At 61.3% G+C, this 17,912-nt stretch carries 16 protein-coding genes; 9 read left to right on the forward strand and 7 right to left on the reverse strand.

The window, feature by feature from the left end; genetic code table 11:
- Positions 1 to 125 precede the first annotated feature (125 nt).
- Positions 126 to 1,028, forward strand: a complete 903-nt coding sequence (locus J4E08_RS22180) for a sugar kinase (protein ID WP_349540355.1) — start codon at positions 126 to 128, stop codon at positions 1,026 to 1,028.
- A gap of 48 nt (positions 1,029 to 1,076) precedes the next feature.
- Here the strand turns inward: J4E08_RS22180 and J4E08_RS22185 are convergent, their stop codons facing one another.
- Positions 1,077 to 1,397, reverse strand: a complete 321-nt coding sequence (locus J4E08_RS22185) for a cupin domain-containing protein (RefSeq protein WP_349540356.1) — start codon at positions 1,395 to 1,397, stop codon at positions 1,077 to 1,079.
- Positions 1,398 to 1,474: 77 nt separating this feature from the next.
- Complete coding sequence (locus tag J4E08_RS22190; protein ID WP_349540357.1) at positions 1,475 to 2,227, reverse strand: FadR/GntR family transcriptional regulator; 753 nt, start codon at positions 2,225 to 2,227, stop codon at positions 1,475 to 1,477.
- A gap of 219 nt (positions 2,228 to 2,446) precedes the next feature.
- Here J4E08_RS22190 and J4E08_RS22195 point away from each other — a divergent pair, with 219 nt between their 5' ends.
- The 5 genes from J4E08_RS22195 to J4E08_RS22215 are packed head-to-tail and all read left to right on the forward strand — an operon-like array spanning position 2,447 to position 6,939.
- A complete protein-coding gene (locus J4E08_RS22195; protein WP_221235695.1) occupies positions 2,447 to 3,469 on the forward strand; it encodes an ABC transporter permease in 1,023 nt (340 codons plus the stop codon).
- The gene (nikC, locus tag J4E08_RS22200) at positions 3,466 to 4,368 is read left to right on the forward strand and encodes a nickel transporter permease (protein ID WP_502949310.1); all 903 of its coding nucleotides are present in this window, start codon (positions 3,466 to 3,468) and stop codon (positions 4,366 to 4,368) included. The genes J4E08_RS22195 and nikC overlap by 4 nt, the downstream gene beginning before the upstream one ends.
- A gap of 3 nt (positions 4,369 to 4,371) precedes the next feature.
- The gene (locus tag J4E08_RS22205; RefSeq protein WP_349540358.1) at positions 4,372 to 5,214 is read left to right on the forward strand and encodes an ABC transporter ATP-binding protein; all 843 of its coding nucleotides are present in this window, start codon (positions 4,372 to 4,374) and stop codon (positions 5,212 to 5,214) included.
- Positions 5,211 to 5,957 (forward strand): ABC transporter ATP-binding protein, encoded by a 747-nt coding sequence (locus J4E08_RS22210; protein ID WP_349540359.1) that lies wholly within the window; start codon positions 5,211 to 5,213, stop codon positions 5,955 to 5,957. The genes J4E08_RS22205 and J4E08_RS22210 overlap by 4 nt, the downstream gene beginning before the upstream one ends.
- Complete coding sequence (locus tag J4E08_RS22215; RefSeq protein WP_349540360.1) at positions 5,941 to 6,939, forward strand: CocE/NonD family hydrolase; 999 nt, start codon at positions 5,941 to 5,943, stop codon at positions 6,937 to 6,939. Before J4E08_RS22210 ends, J4E08_RS22215 begins: the two co-directional genes overlap by 17 nt.
- 66 nt (positions 6,940 to 7,005) lie before the next feature.
- Here J4E08_RS22215 and J4E08_RS22220 read toward each other — a convergent pair whose 3' ends face one another.
- From J4E08_RS22220 to J4E08_RS22230, 3 genes are all read right to left on the reverse strand, one after another.
- A complete protein-coding gene (locus tag J4E08_RS22220) occupies positions 7,006 to 8,604 on the reverse strand; it encodes an ABC transporter substrate-binding protein (protein ID WP_349540361.1) in 1,599 nt (532 codons plus the stop codon).
- 70 nt (positions 8,605 to 8,674) lie between these two features.
- Positions 8,675 to 9,301, reverse strand: a complete 627-nt coding sequence (locus tag J4E08_RS22225) for an SGNH/GDSL hydrolase family protein (RefSeq protein ID WP_349540362.1) — start codon at positions 9,299 to 9,301, stop codon at positions 8,675 to 8,677.
- Complete coding sequence (locus J4E08_RS22230; protein ID WP_349540363.1) at positions 9,298 to 10,446, reverse strand: mandelate racemase family protein; 1,149 nt, start codon at positions 10,444 to 10,446, stop codon at positions 9,298 to 9,300. The genes J4E08_RS22225 and J4E08_RS22230 overlap by 4 nt, the downstream gene beginning before the upstream one ends.
- 194 nt (positions 10,447 to 10,640) lie before the next feature.
- Here J4E08_RS22230 and J4E08_RS22235 point away from each other — a divergent pair, with 194 nt between their 5' ends.
- A complete protein-coding gene (locus J4E08_RS22235; protein ID WP_349540364.1) occupies positions 10,641 to 11,366 on the forward strand; it encodes a FadR/GntR family transcriptional regulator in 726 nt (241 codons plus the stop codon).
- An 89-nt stretch (positions 11,367 to 11,455) separates the two neighbouring features.
- Here J4E08_RS22235 and J4E08_RS22240 read toward each other — a convergent pair whose 3' ends face one another.
- The gene (locus J4E08_RS22240; RefSeq protein ID WP_349540365.1) at positions 11,456 to 11,881 is read right to left on the reverse strand and encodes a glyoxalase superfamily protein; all 426 of its coding nucleotides are present in this window, start codon (positions 11,879 to 11,881) and stop codon (positions 11,456 to 11,458) included.
- On the reverse strand, positions 11,881 to 13,275 hold the full coding sequence (locus J4E08_RS22245; RefSeq protein WP_349540366.1) for an MATE family efflux transporter: 1,395 nt from the start codon (positions 13,273 to 13,275) through the stop codon (positions 11,881 to 11,883). Before J4E08_RS22245 ends, J4E08_RS22240 begins: the two co-directional genes overlap by 1 nt.
- A gap of 512 nt (positions 13,276 to 13,787) precedes the next feature.
- On the opposite strand from J4E08_RS22245, the gene J4E08_RS22250 reads away from it, so the two are divergent.
- Together J4E08_RS22250 and J4E08_RS22255 are read left to right on the forward strand one after the other, a co-directional pair.
- A complete protein-coding gene (locus J4E08_RS22250; RefSeq protein WP_349540367.1) occupies positions 13,788 to 14,417 on the forward strand; it encodes a hypothetical protein in 630 nt (209 codons plus the stop codon).
- Positions 14,418 to 14,449: 32 nt separating this feature from the next.
- Positions 14,450 to 17,821 (forward strand): DUF4114 domain-containing protein, encoded by a 3,372-nt coding sequence (locus J4E08_RS22255; protein ID WP_349540368.1) that lies wholly within the window; start codon positions 14,450 to 14,452, stop codon positions 17,819 to 17,821.
- The last annotated feature ends 91 nt before the right edge of the window (positions 17,822 to 17,912 follow it).

The following is a 17,912-nucleotide window of genomic DNA, read 5'->3' on the forward strand; positions in this document are numbered from 1 at the left end:
TCTAATGGCCACATGGAAAGGCCGGTCTAAGCAGACTGTCGGCCGCTTGCTTGTATGATGACATTGCCTTTTTGGCGTAATCTGTACTATAGGTCAACAGGGCGCAATCGAGTGAGGTCAGAGGAATGGCGGTCAAGGTGGCTTTCGCCGGTGAGGCGATGATTGAAATGGCGCGGCAGGGCGACGACGCGCGTCTTGGCGTTGCGGGTGACGTGTACAACAGTGCGGTTTACCTGCGGCGGCTGATGCCTGAGGCCGATGTGCGCCTTGTCACCGCGTTGGGCGATGATCCTTATTCCAACCGGATCGCAAAGGCGGTGGTGGATGCAGGTCTGTCGGAAGCCGGATTGCGGCGTGTCACGGGCGCGACCTGCGGGCTTTATGCCATCGACACCGACGATGCAGGTGAGCGTCGCTTTACCTATTGGCGCAGCGTCTCTGCTGCGCGGGGGCTGTTTTCTAAGGAAAGTGATTTCGATGCTGTGGCGGACTGCGACGTGGTTGTCCTGTCCGGTATCACCTTGGCAATCATGCAGGATTCCGCGCGAGAGGCGCTGGTGAGTTGGTTGACCGCCGAGCGGGGCAGGGGGGGCAGGGTCGCCTTCGATTCCAACTATCGCCCGGCGTTGTGGAGCAGCCGCGACGTGGCCGCGACATGGTGCGAGAGGCTTTGGCGCATTTGTGATTTTGCCTTCCCCTCGGTCGATGATGAGCAAGCCTTGTTCGGGGATGCCAGCAGCGACGCTGTTCTGAAGCGGTTTATCGACTACGGAGTCGGCGGTGGCGCGCTGAAAGCCGGGTCGGACGGCGCGTTCCTGCTGGGCGACGTGAGCGGCCAGGTTCCGACGCCGCCGGTCACGCGCGTGGTGGACACGACGGCGGCCGGGGACAGCTTTAACGCGGGCTTTCTGGCCGCGGCCCTGCGCGGTGCGGCGCCAGAAGACTGCGCCCGCGCAGGTCATGCTTTGGCGGGTAAGGTCATCCAGCATCGCGGTGCGATTCTGCCGCAGGGCGTCGAGATCTATTAGAACCTGCCCAGGCATAAGACAGGGTCCGATAAATGCGCGCTTTCGAGGTTACAGAAAGTCATCCCGGCGGGGCGTGAAGCAATCCACCAACTGGCCGGGTGCCAGGCAAACGCAACCGTGTTCCGCCCCTGACGGGATCACAAAGCTGTCGCCGGGGCCGACCTCAAAGTCTTCTCCGGAGAGGGTGAACCGGAAACGTCCGCTTTCAACGTAAGTAGACTGCACGTGAGGGTGACTGTGGAGCGCGCCTTGCGCGCCTTCGTCAAAGCGAAACGAGACGACCATGAGGTCGGGCGCATCCGCCAGAACCTGCCGGGTGACGCCTGTGTCCGGGGAAACCACGGGGAATTTGCGCAGCGTGTCCTGCATGACATGTCCTTTCGCAAAGCGCGGCCACAAGGGCCATCATATAATTTTGCAAAATATGTATGACAGGATGTGGAGCGTCAAGCGCTTCGGGTATTTCCGGCACGCAAAAGCGCCCGGTAACGGGTCTGGCTGCTTTTGAGGTGGCTGCGCATTGCGGTGCGTGCGGCTTCTTCGTCGCCATTCAGGATGGCATTTACGATTTCCTCGTGCTCCGCCTGAATGACGTCCAGATACTCTGGCGCAACTGGTTCGGCATCGGTTTCAGCCAGGGCCTTGCGCGGGATCAGATTGGTCCCGATCATGGACAGGAATTCGCTGAACCGCGGGTTGTTCGTGGCGCGGGCAATTGTCAGATGCAGAGCAAAATCGGCTTCCATCGTTGGCGTACCGGCCGTCGCTGCGCTTTGCACGTCATGCATACAGCGAATGATTTCCTCCTCTTGCGCGGGGGAGCGGCGCGTCGCGGCCAGTCCTGCTGCCTCGACCTCTACCGCGGTGCGCAACTCCAGAAGCTCGATCATGGAGGAGATTCGGTCGAGGTCGATGTTTTGAAACGGCGGCTTCACCTGCGCGGTCGGCTCCAGCACAAAGACCCCTGCGCCCTGGCGTGGTTCCACCAGCCCATCAGCGCGGAGCGAGGCGACGGCCTCGCGGATCACCGTCCGGCTGACCTCGAATTCCTGCGTCATCTGAGCTTCGCTCGGCAGTCGCTGTCCGGTGGGATAGCGGCCGGATTCGATCTGCGTGCGCAGCTTTTCCCGAACAATTTCGACCAAGGTCCGGCGTGTGGTGGGTTTCTCAGACGGGCTGGGCTGGGCGTGTGATACCATTGGCGTTGTCCCCACTTCTCATACAGGATCATATCACGGGTTATGACATCTTGTCGGGGGCCTGTCCACGCGCTGAACGATATAATGCAAGGCGAAACCGTTTCCCGAAGGTGGTTGACGGTTGACAGACGCCAAGTGACGGCCTTAAAGCTGTATAACAAGTATTGGACATATGTATGACCGAAGAAACGGCCGCAACGGGCCGTGAGGGAGGGGAATATGCGGCTGTCTCGACGCCGTCTGAATGGTTTAACGGAGCACGGGTTTTCGATCCTGATCACTTTGTTCGGTTTGTTGATACTGACCTTCGTGATCGGGCGTATCATGCCAACCGATCCGGTGCGCGCCATGGTGGGCGAAGACGCCAGCCGCGAGGTCTATGAGCACGTCTACCAGCAACTCGGGCTGGACAAGCCCATGTGGCAGCAGTTCCTGCTGTACTTGCGCGACGTGGTCACGCTGGACTTCGGCACGTCGATCCGCACGGGCCAGCCTGTGTTGCAGGATATCGCCCGCGCACTGCCCGCCACGATCGAGCTGGCGACCTTTGCCATCATCATCGGTGCCGGTTTGGGCACACCCATGGGCGTCATCGCCGCCGTGAACAAGGACAAATGGCAAGACCAGGTGATCCGGGTGCTGAGCCTGATGGGGCATTCCATGCCAATCTTCTGGACCGGCATGATCGCGCTTTTGATCTTTTACGCCAACCTTGGCTGGGTGGGCGGATCGGGCCGAATGAGCCAGTTCTATATCGGGCTGGTGCCGGAACGGACCAACTTTCTGCTGATCGACAGCATCCTGGCGGGCCAATGGGACGTGTTCTGGTCCGCACTGAACCACCTGATCCTGCCGGCGGCGTTGCTCGGGTATTCGTCCTCGGCCTACATCACGCGCATGACGCGCAGCTTCATGCTGGACCAGATCAATCAGGAATATGTGACCACCGCGCGGGTCAAGGGGCTGAGCCGCCGCCAGACCATCTGGCGCCATGCCTTTGGCAACATCCGGGTGCAACTGGTGACCATCGTGGCGCTGGCCTACGGGTCGCTGCTGGAGGGGGCGGTGCTGATCGAGACGGTCTTTGCCTTCCCCGGTTTCGGCCAATACCTGACGTCGAACCTTTTGATCGGTGACATGAACGCCGTGATGACCTGCGTCTTGATCGTCGGCGTCATCTTCATCGGGCTGAACATCCTGTCCGACATTCTGTACCGCGTATTTGATCCGAGGACGAGATGAGCATGACACAAGAGACATCCGCCGCCTTGCCGCGCCGGAAAATGCCGCAAGGTCTGATCGCGGCGCGCAATATCGTGGTGTTCCTGACGCGGTCACCGACGTCGCTGTTCGGGTTGGTCGTGTTGGGCTTGCTGCTGATCCTTGCGCTGTTCGCACCGCTGATCGCCACCCACGACCCTTATATGCAGGACCTGCAAAACACCCTGCACCCGCCATCAAGCGACTACCTGTTCGGCACGGATGAGCTGGGGCGCGATATCTTTTCCCGGCTGGTGCACGGGTCGCGTATCACGCTGACCATCATCTTTCTGGTGACGATCGTGGTGGGGCCGCTGGGGCTGATCTTTGGCACGGTTGCCGGATATTTCGGTGGCAAGGTGGACACGGTTCTGATGCGGATCACCGACATCTTCTTGTCCTTCCCTTCGCTGATCTTGTCGCTGGCCTTTGTGGCCGCGCTTGGGCCGAGCCTGAACAATGCCATCATCGCCATTGCGCTGACCGCCTGGCCACCCATCGCGCGCCTGGCACGGGCAGAGACCATGACATTCCGGCAGGCGGATTATATCTCGGCGGCGCGTCTGCAAGGCGCATCCCCTGCGCGGATCATCTGGCGGTCGATCGTGCCCATGTGCCTGCCGTCGGTGCTGATCCGGCTGACGCTGAACATGGCGACGGTGATCCTGACCGCGGCAGGCCTGGGCTTTCTGGGCCTGGGCGCGCAGCCGCCGCTGCCGGAATGGGGCGCGATGATTGCCACGGGCCGGCGCTACATGATCGACAGCTGGTGGCTGGTGACCTTTCCCGGTCTTGCCATCCTGAGCGTCAGCCTGGCCTTTAACCTGCTGGGCGATGGCCTGCGCGATGCGCTTGATCCCAAACAGATGAACCGGAGGTAAACCATGGACCCGATTTTGGATATCCGGAACCTGTCGATCCGCTACCAGGGATCTGCGGAGCCTGCGGTGCGCAATGTCAGCTTTACGCTGGGGCGCGAACGGCTCGGCATCGTTGGCGAAAGCGGCTCGGGTAAGTCCACCGTAGGCCGCGCGATCATGCGCCTGCTGGACACCGCAGAGCTGACGGCGGACAAGATGACCTTTGAGGAGGTCGACCTGCTGAACGCCTCGGAACGGCAGATGCTGAAGGTGCGCGGGCAGCGCATGTCGATGATCCTGCAGGACCCGAAATTCTCGCTCAACCCGATTCAGCGCTGTGGTCACCAGATCGCAGAGGCGTATCGCACCCATGTGCGCTGTACCAAGGCGGAGGCGCGGCAACGCGCGGTCGAGATGTTGGAGCAGGTCCATATCCGCGACCCCGAGCGGGTCTACGACATGTATCCCCACGAGGTGTCCGGCGGCATGGGGCAGCGTGTGATGATCGCCATGATGCTGCTGACCTCGCCCGACCTGGTGATTGCGGATGAGCCGACCTCGGCGCTGGATGTGACGATCCGGTTGCAGGTGCTGCGCATCCTTGACGGGTTGGTGCGCGACAAGGGGATCGGACTGGTGATGATCAGCCACGACCTGAACCTTGTGCGGGCGTTCTGTGACCGGGTGTTGATCATGTACGCCGGTCGGCTGGTGGAAACGCTGGACGCGAAACATCTGGACCGCGCGCAGCATCCCTACACCCAAGGGCTGCTGGCGGCACAGCCGCGCATCGGCGGGCCGCGCGGTCCGCTGCCCGTGCTGGACCGTCAGGACAGCTGGCTCAACGCGCAAGGAGAGGTGGCATGAAGCCGATCACCATCAACGACCTGTGTATCACCTTTGGCGCGGTTCAGGTGCTACACAACATCAGTCTCGATGTGAAAGCGGGGGAGTGCTTTGGCCTCGTGGGGGAAAGCGGATCGGGAAAGTCGACGATCTTGCGCTGTATCTCGCGGCTCAACGACAGTTGGACAGGCGACGTGCTCATAGGCGACAGCGCGGTGCGCGATATGGAGGTCTCTGACCGGTGCCGCATGATGCAGATGGTGTTCCAGGACCCCTACGGCTCCCTGCATCCGCGCCATTCCATTCGCACAACGCTCGAAGAAGGGTTGCGCATCAACAAGCTGGACGACCGCGAGGGCCGGATGATCCGTGCCATGCGGGACGTGGGGCTGCCGGTGGAGTTTCTCGACCGCTATCCGCACCAGCTGTCCGGCGGACAGCGCCAGCGCGTGGCCATCGCCCGCGCCCTGATCATGGAGCCGGATGTGTTGCTGCTGGATGAGCCGACCTCTGCGTTGGACGTGTCGGTGCAGGCCGAGGTGCTGAACCTTTTGGTGCGGCTACAAAAGGAAAAGGGGTTCACCTACGTGATGGTGAGCCATGACCTCGCCGTGGTGGATCATATGTGCGACCGCTTTGCGATCATGCAGCATGGCCGTGTGGTCGAGGTTCTGCCGCGCGAAGCCATCACCCAGGGCGGCGCGACACAGACCTATGCGCAGGACCTGATCGGAGCGAGCCTTGAGTATGAACACGCCATCTGAGCTGCCCGCCTTTCTGGAGGCGCGGCGACAGGATTTGCCCATGGATCTGGCCTTCGCTTTCGAGCGGGGGCCTTTTGATGTGGGGGCAAGACGTCTGGCGCGGGTCTGGCAGGCGAGCCTTCCTCCGTGGCGTGAGGCTGCGACAGGCACAGTGCAGGGTGAGGTTGTCACTTTGCGCTTTGCCACCGGGGCAGAAAGCACGGGTCGGTTCGTTCGGCCAGCAGGGCAGGGGCCGCATCCGGCGGTCCTGTTGTTGCACGACCATGGCGGCGCATTCGACCACGGCTGGCAAAAGCTGTTCGATGAACCGGGAACGCAGGGCAGCCGGAGCACGCATTATGACGGGCAAGCGCCCGCGCAGGCCTTTGTCGACGCTGGTTTTGCAGTGCTGTGCCTCGACGCGCTTGGCTGGGGCGCGCGGCAGACCGGGGGCTATGCGGCGCAACAGGCGCTGGCGGCGAATGCGCAGGCGTTGGGCTGGTCACTTGCGGGGCTGGTGGCGGCAGAGGACGCGCAGGCCGCCGCGTGGCTTGCGGCACAACCGGGCATCGACGCAGGGCGCATTGGCGCCTTCGGGTTTTCCTTCGGTGGATTTCGGGCGTGGCAGGTGGCGGCGCTGAGCGCACACATTGCGGCCCACGCCAGCCTGTCGTGGATGGCCTGCTGCGTCGATCTGATGCGGCCGGGCGCACCGTTGTTGGCGGGCCAGTCGGCGTTCTACATGCTGCATCCAAAAATTGCCGGGCGGGCGGACTTTCCCGATCTGGCCGGGCTTGCGGCGCGCAAACCTCAGTTCTACCGCTCTGGCCGGGGGGATCGCCACATGCCAGAGGACAGCGTGATCCGCGCCTGGGGCAGGATCGCCCGTATCTGTCGTGCTGCCGGAGGGCCGCGCCCGGACACCGCGTTGCATGATGCGGGCCACACCTGCCTCCGCGAGACGCTGGCCGAAGCCGTGGCCTTTCTGAAAACCCGTCTTTGAGCAGCAACGCAAAAAGGGCGCGGAAGATGCCCGCGCCCCGTCTGGTGTCTCGAACCGAGGGAAGACTTAGCGGTTCTTGACCACGTCCTCGAACCGGGCGACCCAAGGATCGACGATGATGCCATCGACGTCGTCCTGGTAGGCAGCTGTCACCACGCGTTCGGAAAACGGTTGGATCGACGGCACCGCGGCTTCCATCTCTTCCTGTATGTCCTGATACAGTTTGGCCTGTTTCTCGGCGTCAGGTTCGACCAGCGCCGCCTCGATCATCTCGTTGAGACCTTCATCCATGAAGGAGGTGCGCCACCCCTGATAGTTGGTCAGACCGGCCTCTTGCGAGTTGTCCGGGTTGTAGATCAACGCACGCAGGTTGCTGTCGGGGTGCGGCAACTGCCCGCCGCCGCCACGGCCGACCAGCAGCTCGAAGTTCCGCTCGCGCATGGCGCCATAGATCTGGCCGCCGCCGCCGGTGATGATCTCGGCGTTGATGCCCGCCTGCGCCAGCGTCCCTTGTATCGCGGTGGCGCTGTCGAGGAACTCCTGGGTGGAGATCACGCGGATCGTGGTGTCGAAACCATCGGGGTAACCGGCCTCTGCCAGAAGGGCCTTGGCCTTGTCCACGTCCAGCGTGTACTCCAGATCGGGCAGAACGCCAAAGGCACCGGAGCTGATGGGGCGCTGACGTTCGACGCCGAAATACGGCATGATCGCGGTGTTGATCCCGTCGTAGTCAATCAGGTAGCGCAGCGCTTCGCGGACCTTGGGATTGGCGAAACGTTCGTCTTCCATCGACACGGCGAGGTAGTAGAACCCGGCCGAAGGCACGGTTTCGACGGTGATGTCTTCGTTGGTTTCCAGCGCCGTCAGGTCAGGAGCGGCGAGGGAATAACCGATGTCCAGATCGCCTTGTTCCAGCGCCAGCCGCTGGGTCTGGCTTTCTGGCAAATGGCGCATCAGCACGCGGCTCATGGCGGGCGCGCCGCCCCAGTAATCGGCGTTCTGGTTCAGGATGACGAATTCGTTCGCGCGCCACTGCCCGATGGTGAAGGCCCCCGACCCGGCGGAGTTGTTGGTCAGCCACGCGGTGCCGTTGTCGCCGTCGTCGTGTTCTGCGACCAGCTTGCTGTCGAGGATCGAGCCCGGCCCGTTGATGGTCAGGACCATCATGATCAGACGCGGATCGTCGGGCTGCGGCAGGTGCAGTCTGAAGGTCTTGTCATCGACCACTTCGAACATTTCGCCGATGTTTTCCGGCGAATACCCCCGGCTGACCAGCCATGTGGACTGCGCGAGGGTCAGCTCGATCGGGCGGGAGAGGCTGAAGCGCACGTCTTCGGCAGTGATCGGATTGCCCGAGGCGAAGGTTGCGTCCGGATCAAGATAGAAGGTCACGGAGCGGTTGTCCGGCGCGATTTCCCAGCGTTCCGCCAGCGAGGGGGTCAGCTTCTTGGTGTCGGGGTCGAGCCGCACGATCGTGTCGTAGACGTTGTTCAGGATCTGAACAGCATCCGACCCGGTGATGGCCGCGGGGTCCATCGTCAACACGTTGTTCATGTTGAACCCGACGATGAGTTGATCGGCCGGCGTTTCCGCCTGGGCCTGCTGGGTCAGCGAGGTGGTCGCGACCAGCGTGCCAAGCACGGTGGAAAGCAATAGATGTTTCATGATGTCCTCCCTTTAAGTTTCTTTATCCGTATGTCCGGTGGCCCGCCCGTCCTCCTGACGGACCACCGGGTTATTCAGCGAGCAGGGCGCGGCAGACCGGGGCCAGAGCGCGTCCCAAAGCCTGCGTGTTGGCGGCATCCAGATGGGTGCCGTCGACGTCCGAGGCGCGACAGGCCGTCGCCGCATCGAAAAATGCCGTGTCAAAGCGCCGCGAGAGCCCTTCGTAAAGCGAGGCGAACTTCCGGCTTTCGGCGATGCGGGTGTCGGAGTGGCGGCCATCGGCAATCACATGTGGCGGCGGGGCCACGACCAGAATCCTGGGGATCTCACAGCGCGGTTTGTCGAAAGGAAAGGTCTGCACGATGCGGATCAGCCGCTGCATCCCTTTCTCTGATCCGCTGGCCACGCCGCAGGTCGCGGGCTTCAGATCGTTGGTGCCCAGCATCAGGATCACCAGGTCCAGAGGGGCCTGCGCCGCCAGCGCGACGGGCAAGGTACGGGTGGCATTGCGATCGGCATTCCCGGCGTGATCGTCGAACGCCGTGTTGCGCCCGCACAGCCCGTCGGAGATCACATCCACATCCCCCAGTTCCGCGCGCAGCACATAGGGCCAGCGCGCCTCATGCGGATGGCGGCCCCCGTCAACAGGATCGTGCCCCCATGTGAGAGAGTCGCCGTAGGCGAGGATCGTCTTCATGGCACCAGGTTCTCCATGATAAAGTCGAAATCGATGTCTTCGCCAAGACCGGGCCGGTCAGGGACATGCACGAAACCCTCCGCATCCATCGGGTCGGATAGCGATTTCAGGTAGTCGAAGCCGTCATCGTATTCGAGGAACGGATGCAGCAGCCCGCGTTCGTACCAACGGCAATTCTTGACCGCTGCCACGACCTGAAGGTTCATCGCCGTATTGCCGTGCACTTCGCAGTTCATGCCAAAGGCTTCGGCCAAGTGCAGTGTCTTGAGCGCGGGAGTGATGCCGCCCACATCGTTGACGCCGGTGCGCAGGATATCGCAGGCGCCGGTGGTGATCCATTCGGCGCGGTGCCAATGTTTTCCCGCAGCGCTTTCGGGTCCGATGACAGGAATGTCCAAGTTGTCTGACAGCCAGCGATAGGAGGACATGGATTGTTCGTCCATCGGCTCTTCGATCCAGTCGAACCCAAGCTTTTCCAATCCGCGCCCCAGCTCCAGTGCTTCGGTGCGTGAATACCAGTGGAAAGCGTCGATCATCAGGCTGATGTCGGGGCCGACCGCCTCGCGCACGGCGGCGCAGGCCTTAAGGTCCATGCGCACATCGGGCGCCCAGCTGACCGGGGGCATCCATGTGTGCAGTTTGATCCCCTTGTAGCCGCGCGCCACAAGAGTTTCCGCAAAGCGACCATAATCCTCGGGCGTGGCAAGACCGTTTTCAATCTCGTCGCCGCACATGATGGAGCCATAGGCCCGCACCTTGTCACGATAGCCGCCAATCAGCTTGTAAACTGGCTGGTTCAGGCTGCGCCCGGCCAGATCCCACAGCGCACAGTCCACCACGGCCAGCGTGCGGTCGGTAAGCTGCGCCGCCGATCCCCGCTGCCAGTGGGCCAGATCCTGCCACAGGCGTTCCCGGTCACGGTGGTCCTGTCCGATCAGAACCTTGCGGACGAATTTGTCCAGCACATGCGGGCGCATGACCTCTGGCGGGGCAAAGCTGTGGCCTTCGTGGCCGTCTTCCGTGCGGATCGTCAGAATGCCTTGCAACACTTGATGCGCATCGCCGGGATGAGCATGGCCTGCACTGTCCGAGTGGCGTCGTGTCGTGTGCTTGAACACTCGTGCAGAGACATCGGTGATGATCACGTTTGCGGTCCTCGTATTACGGCACGAAACTGTGCCGTTGTTATTTCTGTATGACAGCTTGTAATACAGATTTTCGCGATCCGTCAACCGGCATGGGGTGATTTTGCGCCATATATTGGGGCAAGGCGGCTGGACGGCAGGGTCCAAAAGCCGCTATTCATGAAATCTGTAGGATAAGAAGAAAGCTGTTCCCCTTGCCCAACGCGACGACCTCCACACCTGTGCGCACCCGTGTCGCCCTGATCGCAGAGGATCTGCGGTCCAGAATTGTGTCGGGACAGGTCAAGCCCGGGGATCGTTTGCCCAGCGAAGCAGAACTGACCCGCCAGCACTCTGTAAGCCGCACCGTGGTGCGGGAGGCTTTCGCGCAGTTGCGCACCGAGGGGCTGGTGGAGGCGCGCAAAGGATCAGGCGTCTACGCGCTGGACCCGGTCAATGTGCAGCAAAAGCCCTTTGCTGATCTTGATACAGAGCGGCTGTCCGGTGTCATCGAGCTGTTTGAGTTGCGCTCCGCGTTTGAAATCCGGTCTGCTGCGCTCGCCGCGTTAAGACGCTCCGGCGCACAGATCGACAAGATCGTGCGGGCGCAGGAGGATCTCTCGAAGTGCTTTGACACCGGCGTATCGACCCGCGAGGCGGACTTTGCCTTTCACTACGCTATCGCCGAAGCCTCTCAAAACAAAAGGTTTCCCGAGTTTCTGTCGCTGATCCGCTCAGGGTTGGTGCCTCGGGTTGAGCTGGAGGCAGGCAACGGGCCGGCACGCGCCTATGTGCCGAACCCGGATCTGGTGGCAGAACACAACCGCATCATTGACGCGATCATCAACGGTGACCCCGACGCCGCCGAGGCCGCTATGAAAGCCCACCTGGAAGGCGGTCTTGACCGCTATCGCTCTCTGCTGCGGACGTCCTATCGCTGACAATATTGCGCCCGCAGCGCATTGTGATGCGGGGTTTCAGCCTGTGGTTTTGCCCCTTCGGCGGCACCCATCCTTGGCCGCCGTCGCACTCAACTCGGAAGGGTGATGACCAGATGTGGTGCCCCGTTGGATGTCTTTTGCGGTGATTTTCCATCGGCTCCGATGGTGCCCCTGATGTGATGGCGCAAGCTTGAAAAGCTCTCGAACTGCACGACGTCGACCGGGGCATTCAGCTGAAGCGAAACCTGAAAATGCCGTCCGACCCTGGTCAGCCCCACGATCCGTCCGGTAAAGTCCTGACCCAGATATTGACCGCGGACCTCGGCATCAATCTGCAGCGGGGTCGGCTCTGCCTTGGCCAATCTGGCCTGCAAGGTGTTCCAGTCCCGTGCGCCGTTTTGGCGGGCCACTAGCTCCAACGCTTGGGAATGGCTTATTGCCGTTCCCTGCGTCGCAAGCCCTTCGCGCAGAGCACGCGCTTGGGCCTTGGCAGTATGCAGTGATTTCAGTGACATCACGTGTCCTTTTGAAAGGTCAGGCCGAAGCCGCTGGTTGGGGAGCGGTGCGATCGACTGCTGGCAACGATCCAGAGCGCGGTCGCAACCACGGTCCCATCTGCAATCGGGAAAGCATACCACATCGCGCCCTCACCCAAGGCAAGTCCCAAGGTGGCGATCAGAAGCGGGCTCAGCAGGAAGGGTTTTACCAGCGTCAGGGCAGCCGTCACGGCGGGCCGTCCGATGGCTTGAAAATACATGGCAAGCACCAGAACCGGGCCGGTAAAGAGGTATAGCGCGGCCATTTTGTGCAAGACATTTCCGACGCCGGCAATGACCGCCGTCTCTGATACGAAGGCGTGACCGATCCATGGCTGGACCAGCAACATGGCCGCTTCGACCGTTCCGCAATAGACAAAAGCAACCATCAGCGCGAGGCGCAGCACCGCATCCGAGCGGTGATAGAGCCTCGCGCCCACGTTGTTGCCCACGATGGCCTGGGTTGCCAGGGCAATCGCCATTATCGGCATAAACGCAAAGCTGAACATCCGCGTGACGAGTCCATAGGCGGCTATACTGTCAACGTATCCGGGTCCAGCCGTGAGGCGCAGGGTTGTGATGACGGTGGCCGACACCAGGGCGATTCCGACAAAGCTCAGGCTGACAGGTGCGCCAAGTGTCGTGATGGTCCACCATCCGCCGATCCAGCGCGCCCGCAAAAGGCCTGCGAGCGTCAGGAGCCCCGTGCCGCACAGTCGATGCCCGAGCAACAGCGCCAGGCCAAGCGCCTGCGCCATCGCTGTCCCCCAGGCCGATCCTGCAACGCCCATGTGCAGGCGCGCAATCAGCAGGTAATCCAGCGCGATGTTGGCAAGGGTCACGCCAAGCGACAACAGCGCCATCAAGCCCGCGCGCCCTTCGTTTCGTCCCGCATCGGCATGGACGCTCAGCAGCAATTGTATCGGCGTCGCGCCGATCAGGATCGCGAGATAGGTATAGGCCATGCGCGCGACCTCTGGCTGGTTCGCGGCCAAAGTCCTGGTCGCAAGGCCACCGCCCAGTCCGAACAGCGCGATCGACACTGCCGACAGGAACAACGCCAACCCATGCGCCTGTGCAAAGACGGACTGCGCGTCGCCGGTCTTGCCCGCCCCCAGATGGCGCGCGAGCAAGCTGGACATGCCACTTCCCACCAGCGTCGAAAGCGCAATCGTGATCATGACAGCAGGGAAAACGACACTGACCGCAGCAAGGGCATCCGTCCCCACGAACCGCCCGAGAAAGGCGGCGTCGACCACCGTCAACACGCCGCTCATCAACATGACGACCAGCATGGGCACTGCATTTGCGACAAAAAGCGGCCCGGTCGGGCGCGTCAGAAATCGATTCCCGGATGCGTTTTGAGACGACATCGCACACTCCTCGTATGAGGCATTCCGATTGGGATGGGGGCCTGCATTGCCCACCTACGAAATGCTTCGAGGGTGAGGATCGTCTTTGCTTTGGACTTCACCGTGACAAGGTGTCTGCAGGCGGCAGGTGTCCAAGACCTGCAAGCCGTCTAAAGCGGGGGTATTGCCGGTGTCAAGCAGGACGGACAACGTGTGGAGAGGGGGCTGACGCGCGCGCCTCATCCAATGTCCGGTTTCAACCTGATCCGCGCTTTCATCTTCGACTCTGCAGTCATGGCAGGAGGACAAAGGATCGCCTTGGTTCTGAACCGCGACTCTTCTCCATTGCAGAAATAGTTAAGGAGCCTAATAAGTTAGCGCCTTGGACGGCGAATAATTTTCGTTGATTCATCAAGAAAATTGTGTAAACTATAGGTAATAGAATGATTCAAATTTATTTTACTTTGCGTTCATGAAGCACTTTATCTCTCCCTGATTTTAGGGGCTTTTATTGATGTCTAAGGCAAATTTTAATGCAAACCATTCGTGCACTGCCTCTCAAGCTGCTTTTGCTCTTTGCGACGCTGTCGTTATTTGCCGCAACTCCGGGCGTCGGCATGTCTGATGATGCGCGCGTGTCATGCTTGCCGGGTATGAGCTTCCAGACCAATGACATTCATGTATCGGTCGGGGGCGACGGAGACGGTTTCTGGGCCGAAGAATTCTGGACCCACCCCAAGAATGCCGCTGCCGAAGACGCCTTGGCGGCGCTTGAGACCGGCTCCGAAGTTTTCATCTCGGAGCGTTTCTTTGTGGATTTGATGCCGTGGCATTACCCGGAAACGACACCAGCATGTGGCGAAGATGAAGATTGCGCCATGACGCCACTCCAAGTCGTGCACCTCTATGCGCCGGAAGCTGACAGCCTATTGCGGCACATCGTGTTTCGCTCTGAAGCGGATACGGTGGTCATGCGCGAAAACGGCGAGGATATTTTACGTATAACCAGTGAACCCCAGCAGCCTGTCCTCGAAGCAGGAGCCGTATTGAGCGGCAGGGTTTTCTGGGTTTCCGCTCGCTATCGGAAGGCCATTGTTTCAACCCCGGCCAGCCGAAAAGAACTTGCGCGCAATACCAGCGCGTTATTGGAAAAGTGTAATTAAAATCAAAATTTTATCGGATAGGGCACTGAATTATGGCTAACACCACAACGCATACCGCAACCGACAATACTTTTTTGAAAGGGCTGGAGTCCTCGCCTATCTGGAATTTGGCGGATGTTGGCGACCTGACCTATTCTTTCGCAGGGTCAGGCGAATTGACCACCATCAACACGGCAATTACAGACAGTGGTCGCACCGGCACCGCCGTTGCCGTGACAACCGCCATGCAGGGCCACCTCACGGCCGCCCTCAATGGCTGGGCCGCGGTGTCTGGATTGTCCTTCACGGCCGAAGCAACCTTCGACGATGCGAATTTCCAGTTCGGTTTCGCAAACAGCCTCCAATCACCCTCCGGCGGGTTGAACGGCTTCATGCAGTTTCCGTCGACGGGCGGTGAAAGCTTCGGCGTGTTTTCAACAAACACCGGCATGTCGATCACGCCGGAGACCGGCGCAGGCGCGCCGGTCAACCGGGTCTCGCTGCATGAAATCGGTCACGGCCTCGCCATGTCGCATCCGCACGGCACGCCCGGGGTGCCTTGGGCAATTTCCGCTGCCACCGGCGCTGGCGACCACCAGCTCGACAACAACCGCTACACTGTCATGTCGTACGAACGCGGCGGCCTTGACGTCAAATATGACAACAAGGCTTACGGCTATTCCGTCACGCCCATGGCGCTGGACATTGCCGCGATCCAGGCGATGTACGGGGTGGACACCTCCACCAATACCACCGCGACCACCTACAACCTGACAGATGCCGGCACGACGGCGCTCGACCTTGACGGCAGCGATGGCTCCGTGTCGATCGGTCGTGCCTTTTACTCGATCTGGGACAACCAGACTGACGGCGCGCGCGACAAGATCGCCTATTCCGGCGCGATGCGGGTTCTTATCAACCTCAACGACGCGACGCTCGACACAACGGTGAACGCCGAAGACAAGGCCTGGATCGACGATCTGGCCACCTCCGCCACTGTGGCGTCCGACCTTCCGACGGAATTCAAGCTCGACTTCTTTGATAGCGGCATGGGCGCCTCTGCCGAATATCATGCCGGGGGGTTCTTCTCGCGCGTTTTCAGCTCCGCCACGAGCTACGATCTCGGCGGCTATTCCATTGCCAAAGGCGTGGTCATCGAGGACGCTGACGGCAGTTCCGGCAAAGACGTGCTGATCGGCAACCAGGTGGCCAACACGCTTGACGGTAAGGGCGAAGCGGACGTCATCCACGGTGCGGGCGGCGACGACACCATCATTGGGGGTGCCGGTGACGACGAAATGTGGGGCGGTGCGGGCAACGATGACATCGACGGCGGCGATGGCACCGGCGATGTCGCGGCCTTCTCCGGCCTGTGCGCCGAATACACCGTCGAAAAAGATGATACGACGGGGGTCTTTACCGTTACGCACATCACCGATGGCACCGATGGGACCGACACGCTGCGGAACATCGAAAAGCTGAAATTCGCGGATGGTGTCATCGACATCACCGGTGACGGCCCCTATGGCTGCCCGCCGGTCGATTTCATCTTTCTCGTGGACCTGTCCGGATCCTATTCCGATGATCTGGCCAACTTCGTGTCGAACGCGCGGTCCATCGCGGCCTCTGTTCTGGCCACGTCGCCGGACTCCCAGTTTGCCATCGCGTCCTTTGTTGACAAGCCGGAATCTCCTTACGGCAGCGCGGGCGATTACCTTTACCGCGCGGACCTGCCACTGACGGCATCGGTGGCAGATTTCGAAGCCGGTCTCGCCGCGTTGTCCACGCTCAGCGGAGGCGACACGCCCGAAGCACAATATGTCGGTCTTTGGCGTGCGGCGAACGGCGTGGGGCTGAACCTGCGGGAAGACACTCAGAAGATCATTCTCATCGCAACGGATGCGCCGGCGCATAGCGCCGCCGACTACGGGCTCGACGAAAACACGATCCGGGACTTCCTTGAAACCGAGGGCATCGTGGTGGCCGGCGATGATGCGGCGGCTGCCGCGGATGTGGCCGGGGAAGACGTAGCCGATGACCACGAGGTCCACTGGGGCGACGAAGTGGGCGAAACACCGGTCGACGGAACCGAAGAGTACGGCTACGTCCCGTCACTGCCGGACAGCGGCTCAGAGCTGTTTCTCGAAACCCTGGCCAGCCAGTTCGGTATCGGCAATGTTGCCCCGATTTTCGCCGTCACAAGCGGTGCCGAAAGCTTCTACGAAGGCATATCGTCCGCCTTCCGTCGCAGCAGCGTGGTGCCGATTTCCAGCAGCTCCACCGACATCGGGGACTCGGTACGCGAGGCGTTGCTGGAACTGACCTCTCCCGGTGCCCTTTTGGGTGACGCGGACGACAACCTTTTCGAGGGCACACCGGGGAATGACATATACGCCGGCAGCCGTGGGTCTGATACCCTCCGCGGGGGCGAGGGTGACGATCTGCTCGACGGGGGTGCCGATGACGACACGGTCGAGGGTGGCGGAGGCGCCGACACCCTCAGCGGCGGCACTGGCGCGGATGAGATCGACGGCGGCTCCGGCGACGACAGCATCGATCCCGGTGCCGGTGTCGACTTGATCACCTTGGGCGATGGTTTCGACAAGGTGCTGGGCACTCTGGCGGAACTGCTGGGCGACACCATCACCGACTTCACGCATGAAGACGCGCTCAAGTTCCGTGGCGCAAGCCTCGTCCGGGAGGGTCTGCTGTACGATGCGCTGACCGGCGTCCTCCAGGTTGACAGCGACGGCGACGGCGCGTTTGAAGGCTCGTTGACGATCGGCACCGGGCTGAGCGGTGGCGACTTCATGGCGGCGCGCCTCGAAGACGGCACAGACGTCAGTTTCCATAGCTTCCTGGCCCCACTTGCGGAGGGCAGAGCTGTCGGCGCGAGCGAGATCAATGGTATCGTGAACGCGGACTTCCTGAATGGTTTCAACATCACTGACATGTCTGTGACCTTCGCGGCCAATGCCGCAGCGGGCTTCAGCAACACGGTCGGTTACTATGAAATCGACCCGACCGGACAATTGGTCAATGTCACGATCCTGGCCGCCAATGCAAAGACCGCCACCGCGCCGATCGACATCACCGTGAGCGATCCCGACAACGACATCGGTTTCTTCCTCGTTCAGGACGGTGCGCGGCGTATCAGCGAGGCCGGGTTCACGGCTGACAGCTTCGAGTTCGTCGACAACGGAGCAGGTGGCTTTGATCTTGCGAGCCAGGGCACGGTCCTCAGCGGGGTGAACGTGTTTTTCTCGCACGATGCCGACCTGAATCCCGATGGGATGGAGCACGTCATGTCCGGGGTGTCTGACGATGATGAGGGCGCTTTGATCATCGGCTTCGAAGATCTGCTGCGCAATGGACGCAGTGACGACGACTTCCAGGACGTCCTCCTCTACGTGGATGTTGCCTGATAAGAGGTGCGTTTGACTGCCGAAAGAATGGAATGGCTCTCATCTGAGAGCCATTTCGCTTGTTTAGGGACGGTCGCGCGGGTCAGGTGCA

The organism is Sagittula sp. NFXS13 (genome assembly GCF_040148795.1).
Classification (GTDB): Bacteria; Pseudomonadota; Alphaproteobacteria; order Rhodobacterales; family Rhodobacteraceae; genus Sagittula; species Sagittula marina.

Bases quoted from the DNA above. Each gene is read 5' to 3' on its own strand.
- J4E08_RS22225 (WP_349540362.1), bottom strand. From the start codon at position 9,301: ATGAAGACGATCCTCGCCTACGGCGACTCTCTCACATGGGGGCACGAT.
- J4E08_RS22205 (WP_349540358.1), top strand. From the start codon at position 4,372: ATGGACCCGATTTTGGATATCCGGAACCTGTCGATCCGCTACCAGGGA.
- J4E08_RS22215 (WP_349540360.1), top strand. From the start codon at position 5,941: ATGAACACGCCATCTGAGCTGCCCGCCTTTCTGGAGGCGCGGCGACAG.
- J4E08_RS22210 (WP_349540359.1), top strand. From the start codon at position 5,211: ATGAAGCCGATCACCATCAACGACCTGTGTATCACCTTTGGCGCGGTT.
- J4E08_RS22195 (WP_221235695.1), top strand. From the start codon at position 2,447: ATGCGGCTGTCTCGACGCCGTCTGAATGGTTTAACGGAGCACGGGTTT.
- J4E08_RS22185 (WP_349540356.1), bottom strand. From the start codon at position 1,397: ATGCAGGACACGCTGCGCAAATTCCCCGTGGTTTCCCCGGACACAGGC.
- J4E08_RS22255 (WP_349540368.1), top strand. From the start codon at position 14,450: ATGGCTAACACCACAACGCATACCGCAACCGACAATACTTTTTTGAAA.
- J4E08_RS22180 (WP_349540355.1), top strand. From the start codon at position 126: ATGGCGGTCAAGGTGGCTTTCGCCGGTGAGGCGATGATTGAAATGGCG.
- J4E08_RS22240 (WP_349540365.1), bottom strand. From the start codon at position 11,881: ATGTCACTGAAATCACTGCATACTGCCAAGGCCCAAGCGCGTGCTCTG.
- J4E08_RS22190 (WP_349540357.1), bottom strand. From the start codon at position 2,227: ATGGTATCACACGCCCAGCCCAGCCCGTCTGAGAAACCCACCACACGC.
- J4E08_RS22220 (WP_349540361.1), bottom strand. From the start codon at position 8,604: ATGAAACATCTATTGCTTTCCACCGTGCTTGGCACGCTGGTCGCGACC.
- nikC (WP_502949310.1), top strand. From the start codon at position 3,466: ATGAGCATGACACAAGAGACATCCGCCGCCTTGCCGCGCCGGAAAATG.
- J4E08_RS22250 (WP_349540367.1), top strand. From the start codon at position 13,788: ATGCAAACCATTCGTGCACTGCCTCTCAAGCTGCTTTTGCTCTTTGCG.
- J4E08_RS22245 (WP_349540366.1), bottom strand. From the start codon at position 13,275: ATGTCGTCTCAAAACGCATCCGGGAATCGATTTCTGACGCGCCCGACC.